The organism is Deltaproteobacteria bacterium (genome assembly GCA_016709225.1).
In the GTDB taxonomy this organism is placed as follows: Bacteria; Myxococcota_A; Polyangia; order Nannocystales; family Nannocystaceae; genus Xiheibacterium; species Xiheibacterium phototrophicum.
The window spans coordinates 1303366-1320349 of record JADJEE010000002.1; the positions used below are offsets into that span (position 1 = coordinate 1303366).

The window sequence follows — 16984 nt, forward strand, 5'->3', positions numbered from 1 at the left end:
CCGCCCTCGGGCCCCATCGCGGCGTTGCTCGGCGCTGCAACGACGCCCGCTGCTAGCCCGAGAGCGTCTTGTCGCCCTTGTGCCAGCCGCAGGGGGTGAGCTCGCCGGTCTGCAGCGCGTCGAGGATGCGCAGCGTCTCGTCGACGTTGCGGCCGACCGAGAGGTCGTTCACCGAGACATGGCGGATGACGCCCTCGGGGTCGACGATGAAGGTCGCGCGCAGCGGCACGCCGTCCTCGCGGTGCAGGATGCCGAGCGCGGTCGAGAGCTCGCGCTTGGTGTCGGCCAGCATCGGCAGCGGCAGCTCGCGGAGATCGGGGTGCTGCTCGCGCCACGCGAGGTGCACGTAGTGGGTGTCGGTCGAGGCGCCGAGCAGCTTGGCGCCCCGGGCCGCGAAGTCCTTCTCGTGCCGACCGAACTCGGCGATCTCCGTGGGGCACACGAAGGTGAAATCCATCGGCCAGAAGAACAGCACCGCCCACTTGCCACGCAGGCTCGCGCCGGTGATCTCGGCGAACTCGTGGCCGGGCTTGCGGTCCACGACGGCCTGCAGGCGGAACTCCGGAAGGGTGTCTCCAATCGTCAGCATCGCGGCAGAGTCTGTGTCTCGATTTAGACTTTGTCTAGACCGACGCGCGCGTGGGGTGCCGTGTGCGTGCGCACCTGCGGCCGCACTCAACGCCGCGTGCGCGCAGACTGCACGCGGCCGCGCATCACGACCTGCCACTCGCGGACCTGCAGCCCCGGCACGCGGGGCGCCGGCAGATCGACGGCGTCCCACGCCACGTCGACGATGCGACCGGTACGGTCGTCGATGAAGTGGTGGTGCGGCTCGAGCTTGGGGTCGAACACCACGTTGCCTTCGCGCAGCGCCAGCTCCCGCAGCAGGCCCTTGCGCACCAACAGGTTGAGGGTGTTGTAGACGGTCGCGCGCGAGATCACCGGCAGGCTGCGCTTGACCTGCGCCCACACGCGATCGGCCGACGGGTGTTCCTGCGTGACGAGCACGTAACGCGCGACCGCGACCCGCTGCGCGGAGGGCTGGATGCCCGCTGCGCGCAGGCGCTCGATCACTTGGTCGGCGGCAGCCGGCATCGACGATCGATCGTGACGCCGAAAGGCGCCGGATTCAAGCGGTCGTCACCACCCGCGCGCCGCGAGCTCGTGCTCACGCGCGCGGCGTCTCGAGCTTGAGCTTGCGGCGGGTCAGGAACTCGTTGAGCGCGGCGCGGGTCTCGAGCGGCGCGCCGTCGCTCGACAGCGCTTTGATGGTCTCGCGGAAGTCCTCGAGCGAGCCGCGGGCGCCCACCTGGTGGATCGCCGCGGTCACCAGCTCGAGCATGCGTTCGTGGCGCTTGGCCTGCTCCTCGGCGCCGACCCGCGCGGCCACGGCGGCCTGCCGCCGGCTGCGCTCGCCGAGCCACTTGAACACCGCCACGACGATCGCCGCGAACGCGACCACCAGCGCCAGCAGCAACGCGCGCGAGAGCCAGTCGTCGACCTGGCCCTTGGCATCGCCCATCAGCGCCTTGATGCGGCTGCCGAGGCTGTTGGGATCGACCGTGTCGAGCGACGCCGCGATACCGTCGCCGAGGCCCTTGGCCGCGCCCTTGCCGAGATCCTCGGCCAGCTGCGGTGCGTCCTTGGTGAGCTCCTTCATCGCCGGCACCACGTGGTCGCGCACGCGTTCTTGCAGCTGCGGGCCGATCAGCTGATCGATGCCGCCGCGGATCGAGCCGATGATGTCGTCGGACACCAGCTTGCGGATCTGCGGCCGCAGCTCGGTGCGCATGCCGTCGCCGGCCTCCGACAACGCCGCCCGCGTCACGCGGCGCGCGGTGCCCTCGGGATCGAGGTGCAGATCGGACTTCAGCCCACCGATCATCTCGGCCAACACCGGCCGCAGTGCGGGAACCTTCTCGCCGATGCCGACGATGATCGACTCGCCCGCCGTCTTGCTCACGCCGCCGACACGCAGCTCGAGGCTGTCACCGAGTGCATCGAGCTGCTCACGACGCTTGGGCTCGCTGATGGCATCGAGTGCGCCGTCGACGAGGCCATCGGCGGCGTCGTAGCTGGCGGTGTGCACGATGGCGCGGGCCGGCTTTTCGGCGGGCTTGCGCTTGGTGCCGATGTCCTCACCGGTCGCGAACGGGTCGGCGCGGTTCTGCTGGCGCCGGATGGTCTCGGCGCTGCGGTTCAGGATCATGCCGCAGCCGGCGAGCCCCACCAGCACGACCGCGGCACCCACCGCCGCCCCGAATCCACGCGCACGTCGCCCGATCATGGCTTGCCCGCCAGATGCCACGATCGCGCGCGGCCCGGCAAGAAAGCGGAGACGCCCGCGGTGGCCGTCTGGCCGCGGCCGCGCCCGCCGGCCGGACCTCAGACCCCCTCGAGGAAGCGCTCGCGCAGCTGCTCGCGGAACTCGTCGCGCAGCTGCACATAGCGGGCGAACTGGTCGGGCGTCAGCACCGGCGCGATCGCAGCGTCGTTGGCCGCGCGGAGCTGCCGGATCTCGGGTCGGCGCTCGCGGGCCGCCTGCAGCTTGGCGACGGTGGATGGCTTCGACCGGATGTACGCGATGTGCGGCTGCAGCTGCGCCGTGTAGTCGGTGAAAATCTCACGCAGCGCGGTCGCCTGGCTGTCGTCGAGATCGAGCTCGGTGTCGAGTCGGGCGACGAACCGCAGGCTCACCACCTCGAGATCGACCTCGCCGGCACCGCCGGGGTTGGGGTCGGCGTCGGCCGCCGCCGGTGTGACCGCGAGGTTCGCCGCCGGCTCACTTGGCGCGTCGGCCGGGGCGGTGGTCTCGCGTGCACACGCGACGAGGGAGAGCGCGAGGACGAGCAGGTACCTTCGGTCGGGCATGTCGCCGACCCAAGCGAGCAACCGCCGTGCCGTGCGCGACGACACGGGGTCGCGCACGGTTGCACGGCGGGGGTGGACCGCGGGGGATGGACCGTAGGCTAGTGCGCGGCCTTCTTGGGCCGCAGCGGCCGGCCGTCGCCGACGTGCTCGTTCCACGTCGCAGGCGCGAAGCCGTTGTCGACCGGGGCCATCGTGATGCAGCCCGGCACCGGGCACACGATCTGGCACAGGTTGCACCCCACGCATTCGGCCTCGTCGACCACCGGCACGCGGGTGTCCTTGGCGGGGTGGATGCACTGGTGGGCCCCGTCGTCGCAGGCGACCACGCAAAGGTGGCAACCGATGCACTTGCTGGCGTCAATCTTCGCGACCGTCTCGTAGTTGAGATCGAGCTCGCCCCACTCGGTGAAGTTCGGCACCGCCTTGCCGATCATGTCGTCGAGCTTCTCGAAGCCCTTGCGCTCCATGTAGCTGGTGAGGCCTTCGATCATGTCCTCGACGATGCGATAGCCCCGCAGCATGACCTCGGTGCACACCTGCACCGAGCTCGATCCGAGCAGCAGGAACTCGACCGCATCGCGCCAATTGGTGACGCCGCCGATGCCGCTGATGGGGATGCGGAACTCGGGTTCGCGGGCGAGCGCGCCGACCATGTGCAGCGCGATCGGCCGCACCGCCGCGCCGCAGTAGCCACCGTTGGTCGAGCGGCCGGCCACGAACGGCTGCGGCACGAAGTGCTCGATGTCGACGCCGATGATGCTCTTGATGGTGTTGATGAGCGAGACGCCGTGGGCACCGCCGCGCTGCGCCGCCAGACCGTGGGGCACGATGTTGGCGACGTTGGGCGTCAGCTTCACCAGCACCGGCACGCTCGAGTACTCGACCGCCCAGGAGGTGATCTCTTGGTTGACCTTGGGCTCCTGCCCGACGGCCGAGCCCATGCCGCGCTCACACATGCCGTGGGGACAGCCGAAGTTGAGCTCGAGCCCATCCGCGCCGGCATCGATCGCGCGCTTGATGATGTCCTTCCACTCCTCGCGGGTCTCGACCATCAGCGACACGATGATCGCGTGCTTCGGGTACTTCAGCTTGGTCTCGTAGATCTCGCGGAAGTTCGACTCGAGCGGGCGGTCGGTGATGAGCTCGATGTTGTTGAAGCCGATGTTCTTCGAGCCGCGGTAGTCGACCCCGCCGAAGCGGCTCGACACGTTCTGGATCGGCGTGCCCAGCGTCTTCCACACCGCGCCGCCCCAGCCGTGATCGAAGGCGCGCTGGATCTGCGCGCCGGAGTTGGCCGGCGGCGCCGAGGCGAGCCAGAACGGGTTCGGCGAGCGGATGCCGCCACAGTTCGCGCTGATGTCCACCATGCTCAGGCTCCCTTCTCTGCCACACCGCCGAGCGCGGCATGGATCGCCCGCGCGGCCTTCTTGCCCTCGGCCGAGGCGTTGACGACTCCTTGCCGCCGTTGGCGCAGTCGCCGCCGGCCCACCGGCCGCGCCGGCCGGTGAAGCCGTGCTCGTCGACGACGATGCGACCGCGCGCCACTGTGATACCCGGCAGCGCCGCGACCAGCTCCCCGAGCTTGCCCTGACCGATGGCCAGCAGCACCAGCTCGGCCTCGAGATCGAACTCGGTGCCCGGGATCGGGCGCTTGTCGTCGTCGACCCGCAGGCACCGCAGGCCTTCGACGCGATCGCGACCGAGCACCGCCACCGGCTGCGCCTGCCACAGCGCCCGCGCGCCGTCGATCCGTGCCGCCTCCCACTCGTGGGCATAGCCGCTCATGGCCGCCTCGGTGCCGCGGTAGACCATCGTCACGGTGCGCGCGCCGAGGCCCAGCAACTCGCGCACGGCGTCGAGCGCGGTGTTGCCACCGCCGACCACGACCGCGTTGCGCACCGCGCTGACGGAGACCTTCGAGAGCTTCATGCGCTCGATGTACTCGACGGCGCCCCAGACCCCGGTGAGTTCCTCGCCCGGCACTGCCAGCGCGGTGTCGGGCCCGAGCCCGAAGCCGAGGAAGACGGCGTCGTGTGACGCCTCGAGCTCGGCCCAGGTCGGGCGCGCGCCGACCTCGACGCCGGTCTGCAGCTCGATGCCGCCGATGCCCATGATCCACTCGACCTCGGCGAGCGACTGGTCCGCGCGCATCTTGTACGGCGCGACACCGGTCGAGTTGAGGCCGCCCGCGAGCCCGCGCTTCTCGTAGATCGTGCACGCGTGGCCGAACCGACGCAGCTCGTGGGCACACGCCAGCGAGGCCGGCCCCGCGCCGACCAGCGCGACCTTCTTGCCGGTCGGCGCGCCAGGGGTGAAGAAGCGCCAGCCCTCGGCGTAGGCGAGGTCGGTGGCGTAGCGCTGCAGCTTGCCGATCTGGATCGGCGGCACGTCCTGCAGGTTGTGCACGCACGCCCCCACGCACAGCACCTCGACCGGGCACACCCGCGCACAGCTCATGCCGTGGATGTTGGCGTCGAAGATGGTTCGCGCGGCGCCCTTGACGTTGTCGGTCGCGATCTTGCGGATGAACTCCGGGATCTCGATGCCGGTCGGGCACGCGGTCACGCACGGCGCGTCGTGGCAGTACAGGCAGCGGTTGGCCTCGATGACCGCTTGGTCGCGGTCGTACGGCGGCTTGAAGTCCGCGAATGCCGTCTCGCTGCGGTTGCTGTCCAGCTTGGCCATGGCAGTCCTTTCTCGAGGTTGGTTCTGGGGTTGGCGGCTAGCCGCTCAGCTTGCCCCACGGCAGGCCGGTGTTGCCGGGTTCGCGCAGCTCGTACATCGCGACCGTGACGGCCTCGAGTCGCTGGCGCAGGCAGACCTTGCACGCGAACGCGCCGTCGGCCGCGGGGGTGATCGATGCCACCGCGTCGACCACGGCGTCGCACAGATCGCACTTCGCGACCACGGTGGTGTCGCTGCGCTTGTGACCGTCGCGGACCTCGCCGCGACCATCGACCCTGACTGCAATGATGCTGGCCATCGCCCCACCTCTCATCGGTTCTGCGGGAAGCCGAGGTCGACGCCGCGGAAGCGCGGGTCGGGCCAGCGCGCGGTGACGACCTTGCCCCGGGTGTAGAAGTGCACGCCCTCGCGGCCGTGCACGTGGGTGTCGCCGAACAACGACGCCTTCCAGCCGCCGAAGGAGTAGTAGGCCATCGGCACCGGGATCGGCACGTTGACGCCGATCATGCCCACGCGCACCTCGTGCTGGAACTTGCGCGCGACGCCGCCGTCGTTGGTGAAGATGGCGACGCCGTTGGCGTACGGGTTGTCGTGGATCATCGCCAACGCCTCGTCGTAGGTCGCGGCGCGCACCACCACCAGCACGGGGCCGAAGATCTCTTCCTTGTAGACGGTCATCGCCGGCGTCACGCGGTCGAACAGGCACGGCCGCAGGAAGAAGCCGTGCTCGCCACCGGGGATCTTGGGATCGCGGCCGTCCTCGAGCAGCACCGCGCCCTCGGCCACGCCGGCGTCGACGTAGCCGCGGACCTTGTCGAGGTGCGCGCGCGTGACCAACGGGCCCATCTCGCTCTTCGGATCCTCACCGGGCCCGACCGCGAGCTTGGCAATGCGCTCGCGCAACATCGGGATCAGCCGATCGGCGGCATCGCCCACGGTCAGCAGCACCGAGATCGCCATGCAGCGCTCGCCCGCCGAGCCATAGGCGGCACCGATCGCCGCGTCCGCCGCGAGCTCCATGTCGGCGTCGGGCAGCACCAGCATGTGGTTCTTCGCGCCGCCCAGCGCCTGCACGCGCTTGCCGTGACGGGTGCCGGTCTCGTAGATGTACTGCGCGATCGGGGTCGAGCCCACGAAGCTGACCGCGGCGATGTCGGGGTGCACGAGGATGCGATCGACCGCGACCTTGTCGCCGTGCACGACGTTGAGCACGCCGTCGGGCAGGCCCGCCTGCTGCATGAGCTCGGCGCAGAAGTTCGCTGCCGACGGATCGCGCTCGGAGGGCTTGAGCACGAAGGTGTTCCCGCACGCGATCGCGATCGGGTACATCCACATCGGGACCATGGCCGGGAAGTTGAACGGCGTGATACCGGCGACTACGCCGACCGGCTGACGCAGCGAGTAGCTATCGACGTCGCTCGAGACGTTCTCGGAGAACTCGCCCTTTTGCAGCTGCGCGATGCCGCAGGCGAACTCGACCACCTCGAGCCCGCGGTTGACCTCGCCGAGCGCGTCGCTGGCGACCTTGCCGTGCTCGGCGGTGACCAGCTTCGCGAGCTCGACCTTGTGGCGCTCGAGCAGCTCGCGGAACGCGAACATCACCTTGGTGCGCTTGGCCAGCGAAGCGTCGCGCCAGCCCGGCAGCGCGGCCTGGGCGGCCGCGACCGCGGCATCGACGTCGCCGGGCGACGCGAATGCGACCTTGGCGGTGACCTCACCGGTCGCAGGGTTGAAGACGTCGCCGCTGCGTTCGGCCGCGCGCGATGAGGCCTTGCCGGCGATCCAATGTTCGATGGTGCGCATGAACTCGTCACTCCCCACGTGGGTCAGGACCGACGCGAACGGGATCGATGCTCCCTTGGACGGACGCGGGCACGCGACCAAGAACGGTCCTGTCGCCCTCCGCCGTTCGCTACGGCCGAAAGCCCCGCATAGCACGGCCCGGCCCCGACGCGCCACCTCCGCGACGGACCAAGACGCGCGCCCCAACCGGGGAGCGATGTCGACCACAGGGCCGAAGCGGGCCCCCACGCGCACAGGCGAGAGCGCCGGCGCTTCCACGCCGGCGCTCGCCCCTCGTGCTAGCGACGTCGGCGGCGACGCGTGGCCACCAGGCCCAAGAGGCCGAGGCCCGCCCAGCCGGCGTTGCCGGCATCGCCCGCACCACCGTTGCAGCTGCAGCCGCTGTCGGTGCCGCCGGCGCCCGCGGTGCCCGAGCTGTCGCCCGAGTCGGCGTTGGTGTCGCTGTCGCTCGCGCTCGCGCTGGCCGTCGCGTCGGTGTCGCTGGCGCTCGCCGAGCCCGAGCTATCGGCCGCGGTGCCACCGCTGGTATCGGCGACGCCCGTGGTGCCGCTGTCCGAGCCACCGCTGTCCGAGCCACCGCTGTCCGAGCCGCCGGAGCTCCCGCCCGAGTCGGACCCGCCGCTCGAGCTGCCGCTCTCCTCCTCGCAGATCGCCGAGCAGCCGTCACCGTCGTCGGTGTTGCCGTCGTCGCACGCTTCGCCCGCGGTCGCGTTGAGCACACCATCACCACAGCTGGCGTCGCTGCAGTCGTCGTCGCAGCTCGCCGACTCGCCCGCGTCGTCGCACGCCTCGCCGGCGGTCGCGTTGACGATGCCGTCGCCGCAGCTCGCCGCCGAGCAATCGAGGTTGCAGGTGGCCGACTCGCCCGCGTCGTCGCAGGCCTCGCCGGCCGCTGCATTCACGACCCCGTCGCCACAGCTGGCGTTGGTGCAGTCGGCGTTGCACATCGCCGAGCGACCACCGTCGTCACACTGCTCGCCCGCGCTGACGTTGACGACGTCGTCGCCACACGCCGCCGCGGTGCAGTCGACGTCGCAGGTGGCCGACTCGCCGCCGTCGTCACAGGTCTCGCCGGCCGTCACGTTGGCGGTGCCATCGCCACAGGCCGCCGGCGTGCAATCGGCATCGCAGGTCGCCGATTCGCCACCGTCGTCGCACTGCTCGCCGGCCGCCGCGTTGAGCACACCGTCGCCGCACACCGCGGCGGTGCAGTCCGCGTTGCAGGTCGCCGACTCGCCACCGTCGTCGCAGGCCTCGCCAGCGGCGGGGTTGCTCAGGCCGTCGCCGCAGCTGGGCAGCGTGCAGTCGCTGTCGCATGCGACCGTGTTGCCGCCTTCGTCGCAGGTCTCGCCGTTCACGGGGATGCCGTCGCCGCAGGCGCAGTGGTTCGGCTCGCCGGGGCTGTCGACGACCGGCACCGCCGAGAAGTTGCTGGGCCCGAGGTTGTAGCTGCCGGTGCCGTCACCGCAGCGGAACACCTGGAAGGGGCCGCTGCCGGTCGCGATGCTGTTGCAGTCGGTTCCGGCCACGCAGCTGGCGCCCGGGCCGTAGTCGAACTCGGTGCTGGTCGCGTTGACCAGCGTGACGACGTCGTCGACCGAGCTCCACGGCGTCACGTCGAGGGTGCCGTCGTCGTTGGTGTCGACGTCACCGTTGAGTGCACCGCTGAAGTCGCGCAGCAGCATGTGCGTGACGGTGTCGGTGTTCTCGAAGTTGAGGCTGCCGACCTGATCCGGCGTGCCCAGGCTCAGGGTGTTCTCGGCCAGCAAGAACACACCGTCCGACGGGATGAAGCGCCCGCCGAGGTACGTGACGCTCTCGATCGAACCCGTCGGGCTGTCGCCGAGCACGACGTACGCCAGGCGGTCGAGTGCCGCGCCGGGTGGGCCGACGATCTCGACGTACTCGTCGTTGTCGGTGCCATCCTGGTCGACCCGCAGCTCGTTGATGTGGAAGTCCTGCGGCGTGGGTGCGAAGCGGACCGCGGTGGCGCCAGGGGAGATGCTGCCCAGGGTATTGCAGGCATACGTCAGACCGATCGTGGCGGCGGCATTCTGGATGCCGATGGTCGCACCGCTGCCGGTGTCGACGTCGACCAGGTACTGCATCTGGATCGCGCCCGAGTCGTGGAACAGCACCACCTGGGCGTTCATCGCCGTGCTACCGGTGAAGTGGGTGCCGACCCACTGCACGATGGTGACGCCGTTGGTCGTACCAGGGAAGCCGATCGCGGTGGCCTGGGCGGCGTTGAAGTACTGGTGGTACACCGTCGAGACGAGGTCGTCGTGCAACACGGCGATGCGTGCACCGCCGCCGTCGACGAAGCCCGGCTGCGGACAGGTGTTGCCGAAGTCCGAGTTGGGGGTCGCGCTGGCGATGAAGCCGTTGGTGCTGACGTCGACCTGGTTGAGCGAGACGCCGTAGAACGTGAACGGCACCGACAATGCCAGCGACGTGCGCGAGTCGTCGCCGCTGATGACGTTGGTACCGGTCGCGGAGATGTCGACGTAGTTGTACGTCGCGCCGCTGGCCTGGTCGTACCACGCATAGCCGGCGGCATCGGGCGTGCTGACGGCCGCCGCAGCCGGGTTCGATGCGGTCATCGCCGCGAGCACTCCGAGGGTTGCAGTACCAAGTGAAATGATTCGTCGACGCATGGGGGCCACGGATGATAGCCCGACGCGACGGGGCCCGGCGCACCGCCCGGAGCGGCACGAGGCCGGCGACCATCCCCGCTACGTTCCGTCGGACGTTGGTGTTTCCCGCAACGCTCGGCGCCACGACCGATGCAGTCTCGCCAACGAATCGACCGCGCATGGCCGCGGGGCCGAGCCTCTGCGGTTCAAAATCGAGCCGTCACGGCCCTCGAGTCCGCCGCCCCGCGTCCGGCCTGCAGCGCCCCTCGCAGGGCGCCGAACAGCCGCAGCCACGCCGACAGCAACCACAGCGAGGTCGCGATCACGCCGACGCCGACGATGACGATCAACGTCGGTGGCGGCGAGGCCTCGCGCAGCAGCGTCAGTGCCCCCATCACCATCGCGATGGCCACCGCGAGCAGCACGGTCACGAACGCGATGAGCTGGCCGCGCTCGTCCTCGAGGTGCTGCGCGAGCCAGCGCGCCGTGTGCCGCAGGGTCGCGACCAACGACAGCACGGTGACCAGCCCCGTGACCGCGGCGGCACGCCCGATCCAGGTCGCCGCCTGCTGCAGCGGCACCAGGCTCGCGGTCGATACGATGCCGAACGGACCCTCGCCAGGGCCCTCGATCGCCGTCAGCCACCGCCACAGCGCCAGCGCAGCGGCGACCTCGAGCACCACGCCGAGCACGACGCAGGCCGCCAACCAGCCGACGACGTCACGTCGATGGCCCGCGGCGGGCAGCGACGCGTAGCGACGCAGGCCGACGAGCGCCGTCGCGGCGAGCAGCGCGTGGGTGATCACGTGGGCCACCAGCAGCGCCCCCACGCCGCGTCGGGCCGACATCGCGACCGCGAGCCCCGTCGACGCGATCACCGAGGCGCCGATCCGCAGCAACAGCGCGGTCTGCAGCAGCCACAGCCCTTGGATCGCGCGAGCGTGGACTGGCGTGCGGCCGTGCGCCTCGCGCGACGCCGCCGACCACCACGCGATCGCCAGCGATGCCATCAGCGCGGTCGCCAACGCACCCCACTGCGACGGCGACACCGCGGAGACGTCGACACCGGCGCGGCCGAGCACCGCGAGCACGACCCACGGCGCGACCACGACCGTCAGGACGGTGCGGGCCCAACGTGCACTGGCGGCACCGGCCGCGATGCCGACCAGCGCGAGCGTCGACCCGAGGCCGGCCCACGCCATCACGTGCTGCGCGAGCTCGAAGCGGGCCTCGCGGACCTCGAAGGGCTCGTCGCCACCCTGGCTGAGCAGGGCCATCGCCCCGGTCTGCGCGAGCGTCGAGATCACCGCGATCCACTGGGCCACGCGCACCGCGGGCCGCCCGCGCGACCACGCCGACGCGAGCGCCGCGATCGCCAGCACGTAGACCCCGTCGACGTGGTGCAGGAGCGTCTGCAACGTGATGACGCCGTCGAGCGTGTGCTGCCAGGCCTCGCTGCCGAGCTCGGCACCCTCGGCCTGGGCCTCGAGACCAGCCACGCGGATCCACACCACCACGCGCGCGAGCGCGACGACCAGGGTGAGCCCCGCGGCCACGCGCAGGCCGAGCCGTTGCTCCGGGTCTGCGGGGCCGGTGGTGGCGGGCTGTTGCGCGTCGACCATCGGCGGACCTCCAAGCGTAGCAGCCGGGTCGGAACCCTTGCGCGACCGCGAACCCTTTGGCCCCGCGGTGGGCTCCCACCGACATGAACGACGATGCACCGTCTGGGTGGGGCGCCGCCCTTCGGCCCACGGTCACGCTGGTGCTGCTGCTCACCGCGGCGACGACAGCGGGCTGCAGGAGCACGGCCGCCGCGAGCGCGGCGGACGTGAACGCGAGCGCCGCGAAGCCAGGGACGGCGGCCGTGCAATCCCCCGGCGCCGTCGCGCGTGCGCGGGTCGAGCACGGCGCGGTCCTGCTCGACGTGCGCACGCCCGAAGAGTTCGAGCAGGGCCACATCGGCGGTGCGATGAACATACCGGTCGCGGAGCTGTCGGCGCGCATCGGCGAGCTGGGCGCGAGCGAGCGGGCGGTGGTGGTCTACTGCCGCAGCGGCAACCGCAGCGCCCAGGCCACGCGGATCCTGCAGGCCCAGGGCCACGCCGACGTCTTCGACCTCGGCCCGATGTCGGCGTGGTGACCGACGCCTGCGGTGAGGACACGCCGGAATCGCGTAGGCCATGGGGCCGCGGCCTTGCGCGTCGGCACGCGCCCGCGACAAGCTGGGGCGTGGGTCGAAATCTGCGCCGCACATCCGCGCCCCGGCGGCCATCGACGTCATGGCTGGCGGTGCTGCTGACGCTCGCCTGCGGTGGCGAGCGCGAGGCCGGCACCGACGCGGGCGTCAGCGCGGGCGTCACGATGGGCATCACGGGTGCCGCGACCACGCTCGGCTCCGCCGGCGATGCCAGCGGCTCCGATAGCGGCGGCGACAAGCTCGACCTCGCCGGCGTCGAGCCGCAGATGGGCTGCAGCAAGATCGATCTCGTGTTCGTGGTCGACAACTCCGCCTCGATGGCCGACGAGCAGCAGCAGCTCATCGCCAGCGTGCCCGGCTTCATCACCTCGATCCAGGGCATGCTCGGCGACGACTTCCACGTGATGGTCGTCGACACCGACGTCGGCGTCGGCGACGGCTGCTACGAGGTCATGTACAACTCGTTCGACTGCGGCCTGTGGTGCAACGCCAACTGTCCGGACGGCTGCAACTGCGAGTGCAACGGCGAGCCCTGCGGCCCGTGGAGTCCGCGACCGTGCGGTGAGCTCCTGGGCGCGGGTCGGGTCACCGATGCGGCCGGCAACGACTGCGGCCTGGGCAGCCACCGCTTCATCGACGCGACGCTCGCCGACCCATTCGGTGCGTTCAACTGCATGGCCGCGGTCGGCATCGACGGTGACCCCAGCGAGCGCCCGGCACAGGCGCTGCTCACCGCGCTCGGCCCCCTCGCCAGCGCCGGCGAGTGCAACGAGGGGTTCCTGCGCGACGACGCGCTGTTGATCGTCACGCTGATCTCCGACGAGGACGACTCCCTGGCCTCGCCCGGCGACGCCGACAGCTGGCACGACGCACTGGTCACCGCCAAGCACGGCAACGCGTCGGCGGTCGTGATGCTGGGCCTGCTGGGCGATTCCGACGTGACGGGCGGCCTGTGCCCGCCCTTCGATCCGACCGACAACAGCGGCTCGCAGCCGTCGCTGCATCTGCGCGCGTGGGTCGAGTCGTTCGAGTACGGCGCGTGGGTCTCGGTCTGCGAGCCCAACTACGCGGCCTTCTTCGACAGCGCGCTGTCGTCGATCGTCACCGCCTGCGACGAGTTCGTGCCGCCCGGCTAGCAGGCCGCGGTAAGGGGGCCCCGACGCGAGCACGCCGCGAAGCGAAGCGTCCGGCGGAGCGTGGCGCCGACGGTCGCGTGGCGCCGACGATGGCGTGGCGCCGACGGTCGCGTGGCGGGGCCGCGCTTGATAGGATCGCGCCCGCATGCGCACGCTGATCCAGGGTGGAACCGTCGTCACCGCAACCGACACCTTCGCCGCCGACGTGGTGGTCGAGCAGGGCAAGATCGCGGCGCTGCTGCGCCCCGGCAGCGCCGCCGCCCTCGGCGCCTTCGATGAGACCGTCGACGCCAAGGGCCAGCTCGTGTTCCCCGGCGGCATCGATGCCCACACCCACCTCGACATGCCGTTCGGCGGCACCACCTCATCGGACGATTTCGAGAGCGGCACCACCGCGGCGGCCTGCGGCGGCACCACCACCCTGATCGACTTCGCGATCCAGCCCAAGGGCAGCTCGCTCAAGTCCGCACTCGACACCTGGCACGCCAAGGCCGAGGGCAAGGCGGTCTGCGACTACGCCTTCCACATGATCGTCACGGACGTGCCGCCGCCGGTGCTGGGCGAGATGGGCGACCTGGTCCGCGAGGGCATCACCAGCTTCAAGCTGTTCATGGCCTATCCCGGTGTGCTGATGGTCGACGACCAGTCGATCTTCCGCGCCATGCTGCGCGCCGGGGAGCTCGACGCGCTCATCTGCATGCACGCCGAGATCGGTCAGCCGATCGACGTGCTGGTCGAGCGGGCGCTCGCAGCCGGCCACACCGCGCCGATCTACCACGCGCTCACCCGCCCCGAGGTCGCCGAGGCCACCGGCACCGAGCGGGCCATCGCGCTGGCCGAGATGGCCCACGTGCCGGTCTACATGGTCCATCTCTCGGCCCAACGCGCGCTCGAACGCGTGATGGAGGCCCGGGACCGCGGGCTGCCGGCCTACGCCGAGACCTGCCCGCAATACCTCTTCTTCAGCGAGGACGATCTGCGCGGCACGCCCGAGGACGAGTTCGAGGGCGCGAAGTTCGTGTGCACGCCGCCGCTGCGGCCCAAGCACCACCACGATCACCTGTGGCGCGGCCTGGCCAACTACGATCTCCAGGTGGTCTCGACCGATCACTGCCCGTTCTGCATGAAGGACCAGAAGGAGCTCGGCCGCGGCGACTTCAGCAAGATCCCCAACGGCATGCCCGGCGTGGAGACCCGGCTCTACCTGCTGTGGCAGGCGGTCCGCGAGGGCAAGCTCTCGATGAACCGCTTCGTGGAGATCAGCTCGACGGCGCCGGCCAAGATCTTCGGGCTCTACCCCCGCAAGGGCACCCTGGCGATCGGTGCCGACGCGGACATCGTGGTGTGGGATCCCGAGAAGCGCCACACCATCACCAGCAAGACCCTGCACATGCGGGTGGACTACTCCCCGCTCGAGGGCCGTGAATTCGTCGGGGCCCCGACCCTGGTCATGCAGCGGGGGCAGACCTTGGTGCGAGCGGGTAGCTTCTTGGGCAAGGCCGGCCAGGGCCAGTTCCAGCGCCGTGGCACGTGGGGCCTGTAGCGCGATGAAGGAGCGCGAGCGACGATGACGATGACGATTCGAACGGTTGCAGTGATCGGCCCCGGCAATGTCGGTGGCGACCTCGGCACGCGCCTGGCCGCGAGCGGCGTGCGGGTGATCTTCGGTGTGCGCGGCGGCAAGGATCTACCCAAGCTCGCGGGGCCCAACGTCGGGTTCGCGAGCCCGGCCGAGGCCGCGGCCCAGGCCGACGCGATCGTGCTGGCGCTGCCGGCCAACGTGGTGGTCGACGTCGCCCGCGGACTCGGTGATCTCGACGGCAAGATCGTGGTCGACGCCAACAACTGCCTGAAGATGGATCGGGGCCCGGTGTGGAATCCGCCGCCCGAGGGCTCGCTGGCGCAGGCGATCGCGGCTGCGGTGCCGTCGGCCCGCGTCGTGAAGGCCTTCAACACCTTCGGGCACGAGTATCACGGCGACCCACGCACGGCCGCCGGGCCGGTGACGGTGCCGATCGCCGGCGACGACGCCGACGCGAAGGCGGCGATCGCCGAGCTTGCGCGGACCGCCGGCTTCGCACCGGTCGACTGCGGGCCGCTGCGCAACGCCAGCCTGCTCGAGAACCTCGCGATCCTGTGGATCCACCTGGCGATGGCCGGTGGACAGGGTCGCGAGATCGCGTGGCAGCTGGTGGGGCGCCCGCCCGCATAGCGCTGGCGCGGCGCCCGTGCCCGACCGTCGGGCACGGGACCGTCGGGTGTCCGGAAGAACGCTTCGCGTTCTTCCGGACCCTGCTAGCCCGGCGGATCGGTGAACTCGGCCAGGTCGCCGCCGCCGAGCTCGTACACCGAGCTGCCGCCGGTCGCCCAGAAGTGGTTGAGCGGACCGAAGCCCATGCCCTCGACCACCACGCCGGCGGTGCCGAAGTAGCTGAAGAGGTTCTCCTGGATCCACCCCTGCTGCGGATGCAGCCGGTACTGACCGATGAAGTCGCTCGTCATGTCCGAGACGTAGACGTAGACGACGCCAGTGGTCGGCGAAGGCACGACCTCCATGCCGTCCATGTGATCGCCGGCCAACGGCGGGTAGTAGAACGCGATGCCCCAGCTGTTGTCGCTGGCGTCGTACTGCATCACGCGGCGGTTACTCTCGTTCGACGCGTACCAGACGTCGTGCACGTCGTCGTGGCCGATCTGCGAGAAGTACGCGCCGAACCACCCGCCCGGCGGCGTGGCGACCACGCTGGTGCCGACGCCGATGATGTTCTCGGTGAGCTGCGTGCCGCCCATGTAGACGCGGTCGTCGAGCGCGAACAGCTCGGAGACGCTGCCGAACGGGGTGCCGAACGCCGCCAAGCTCGAGAGCTTGGTGATCGTGCGCTCCTCGATCGGACCCATCGCATCGGGGTTGTTGGGGTGCTGGTTGGGCTCGAGCTGACCGTCGCCGTCCGAGTCGAGCAACGCGACCTGGTAGACGTCGACGATGCTGCCGTTGAGGACGTACAGGAGGTCGTCGTAGCCGTCGACGTCGTAACCACCCGAGAACTGCGTCGCGCCGGTCTGGAAGTCGGCGAACTGGAAGTACTCGCCCGTCGGTGTCGCGGTGCCCACCGGCTGCAGCGGCACGCAGGTGCCCATCGCAAGATCGCAGCCCTCGTTGGCCGAAGGGTCACAGACCTCGACGGTCTCCCAGAACGGGACACCGGCGGTGTTGCAGTGCAGGACCTTGTTGGCCAGGCACGAGTACTGGTCCTCGAGGCAGACCACGCAACCGGTGCCGGGCAGGCACAGATCGGGGTTGCAGTCCTCGCTGTCGACCTCGTCGCCCTGGTTGCCGCACTCGACCGCCCGATTCTCGCTCGTGCAGTAGACCCCGGCGTCGCGCATCGCACAGAAGCCGTCGAGGTTGGTGTCGAACTTCAGGCCGCCCTCGGCCACACCGCTCGAGTCGCCGGGCAGAGTCGACACCGCGTCGTCGCTGCCGGCACTGTTCGAGCCCGCGGTCGTGCCGTCGGTGTCGGGCGTCGAGGTCAGCGAGCCCCCCGTCAGGCTGGTCATGCTCACGGTGGAATCATCGGCGCCGCCGGGCGACGAGGTCCCGCACGCCAACAGCGGCAGTGCCCACAACAGTTGTTTGGTCTTCATTGCTCTCCCCC

Annotated in this window: 14 protein-coding genes; 4 read left to right on the forward strand and 10 right to left on the reverse strand. The window is 70.6% G+C overall.

The window, feature by feature from the left end:
- Positions 1–52: 52 nt before the first annotated feature.
- The 9 genes from IPH07_19660 to IPH07_19700 form a co-directional block, all read right to left on the reverse strand.
- The gene (locus tag IPH07_19660) at positions 53–589 is read right to left on the reverse strand and encodes a peroxiredoxin (protein ID MBK6919621.1); all 537 of its coding nucleotides are present in this window, start codon (positions 587–589) and stop codon (positions 53–55) included.
- An 86-nt stretch (positions 590–675) separates the two neighbouring features.
- Positions 676–1095 carry a transcriptional repressor gene (locus IPH07_19665; protein MBK6919622.1) on the reverse strand — a complete coding sequence of 140 codons (420 nt, stop codon included), beginning with the start codon at positions 1093–1095 and terminating at the stop codon, positions 676–678.
- Between the two features lie 73 nt (positions 1096–1168).
- Positions 1169–2251 carry a hypothetical protein gene (locus IPH07_19670; GenBank protein ID MBK6919623.1) on the reverse strand — a complete coding sequence of 361 codons (1083 nt, stop codon included), beginning with the start codon at positions 2249–2251 and terminating at the stop codon, positions 1169–1171.
- Positions 2252–2385: 134 nt separating this feature from the next.
- Positions 2386–2871 carry a hypothetical protein gene (locus IPH07_19675; GenBank protein ID MBK6919624.1) on the reverse strand — a complete coding sequence of 162 codons (486 nt, stop codon included), beginning with the start codon at positions 2869–2871 and terminating at the stop codon, positions 2386–2388.
- Between the two features lie 98 nt (positions 2872–2969).
- Positions 2970–4238 carry an NAD-dependent dihydropyrimidine dehydrogenase subunit PreA gene (gene preA, locus IPH07_19680; protein MBK6919625.1) on the reverse strand — a complete coding sequence of 423 codons (1269 nt, stop codon included), beginning with the start codon at positions 4236–4238 and terminating at the stop codon, positions 2970–2972.
- Positions 4239–5593: 1355 nt separating this feature from the next.
- Positions 5594–5854 (reverse strand): hypothetical protein, encoded by a 261-nt coding sequence (locus IPH07_19685; protein ID MBK6919626.1) that lies wholly within the window; start codon positions 5852–5854, stop codon positions 5594–5596.
- Positions 5855–5865: 11 nt separating this feature from the next.
- Positions 5866–7359, reverse strand: coding sequence for a CoA-acylating methylmalonate-semialdehyde dehydrogenase (locus IPH07_19690; GenBank protein ID MBK6919627.1), 1494 nt, complete (start codon positions 7357–7359; stop codon positions 5866–5868).
- 278 nt (positions 7360–7637) lie between these two features.
- Positions 7638–9962 (reverse strand): hypothetical protein, encoded by a 2325-nt coding sequence (locus IPH07_19695; protein MBK6919628.1) that lies wholly within the window; start codon positions 9960–9962, stop codon positions 7638–7640.
- A 239-nt stretch (positions 9963–10201) separates the two neighbouring features.
- Positions 10202–11617 (reverse strand): hypothetical protein, encoded by a 1416-nt coding sequence (locus tag IPH07_19700; protein MBK6919629.1) that lies wholly within the window; start codon positions 11615–11617, stop codon positions 10202–10204.
- A gap of 83 nt (positions 11618–11700) precedes the next feature.
- Here IPH07_19700 and IPH07_19705 point away from each other — a divergent pair, with 83 nt between their 5' ends.
- The 4 genes from IPH07_19705 to IPH07_19720 all read left to right on the forward strand — a co-directional run bounded on the left by IPH07_19705 (position 11701) and on the right by IPH07_19720 (position 15540).
- Positions 11701–12135, forward strand: coding sequence for a rhodanese-like domain-containing protein (locus tag IPH07_19705; GenBank protein ID MBK6919630.1), 435 nt, complete (start codon positions 11701–11703; stop codon positions 12133–12135).
- A gap of 149 nt (positions 12136–12284) precedes the next feature.
- Entirely contained in the window at positions 12285–13328 is a 1044-nt protein-coding gene (locus IPH07_19710; protein MBK6919631.1) for a hypothetical protein, read from the forward strand.
- Between the two features lie 145 nt (positions 13329–13473).
- On the forward strand, positions 13474–14871 hold the full coding sequence (hydA, locus tag IPH07_19715; protein MBK6919632.1) for a dihydropyrimidinase: 1398 nt from the start codon (positions 13474–13476) through the stop codon (positions 14869–14871).
- A gap of 30 nt (positions 14872–14901) precedes the next feature.
- Positions 14902–15540: an NAD(P)-binding domain-containing protein gene (locus tag IPH07_19720; protein MBK6919633.1), complete on the forward strand. Its 639-nt coding sequence runs from the start codon at positions 14902–14904 to the stop codon at positions 15538–15540.
- Between the two features lie 83 nt (positions 15541–15623).
- Here the strand turns inward: IPH07_19720 and IPH07_19725 are convergent, their stop codons facing one another.
- Complete coding sequence (locus tag IPH07_19725; GenBank protein ID MBK6919634.1) at positions 15624–16973, reverse strand: hypothetical protein; 1350 nt, start codon at positions 16971–16973, stop codon at positions 15624–15626.
- Between the last annotated feature and the right edge of the window lie 11 nt (positions 16974–16984).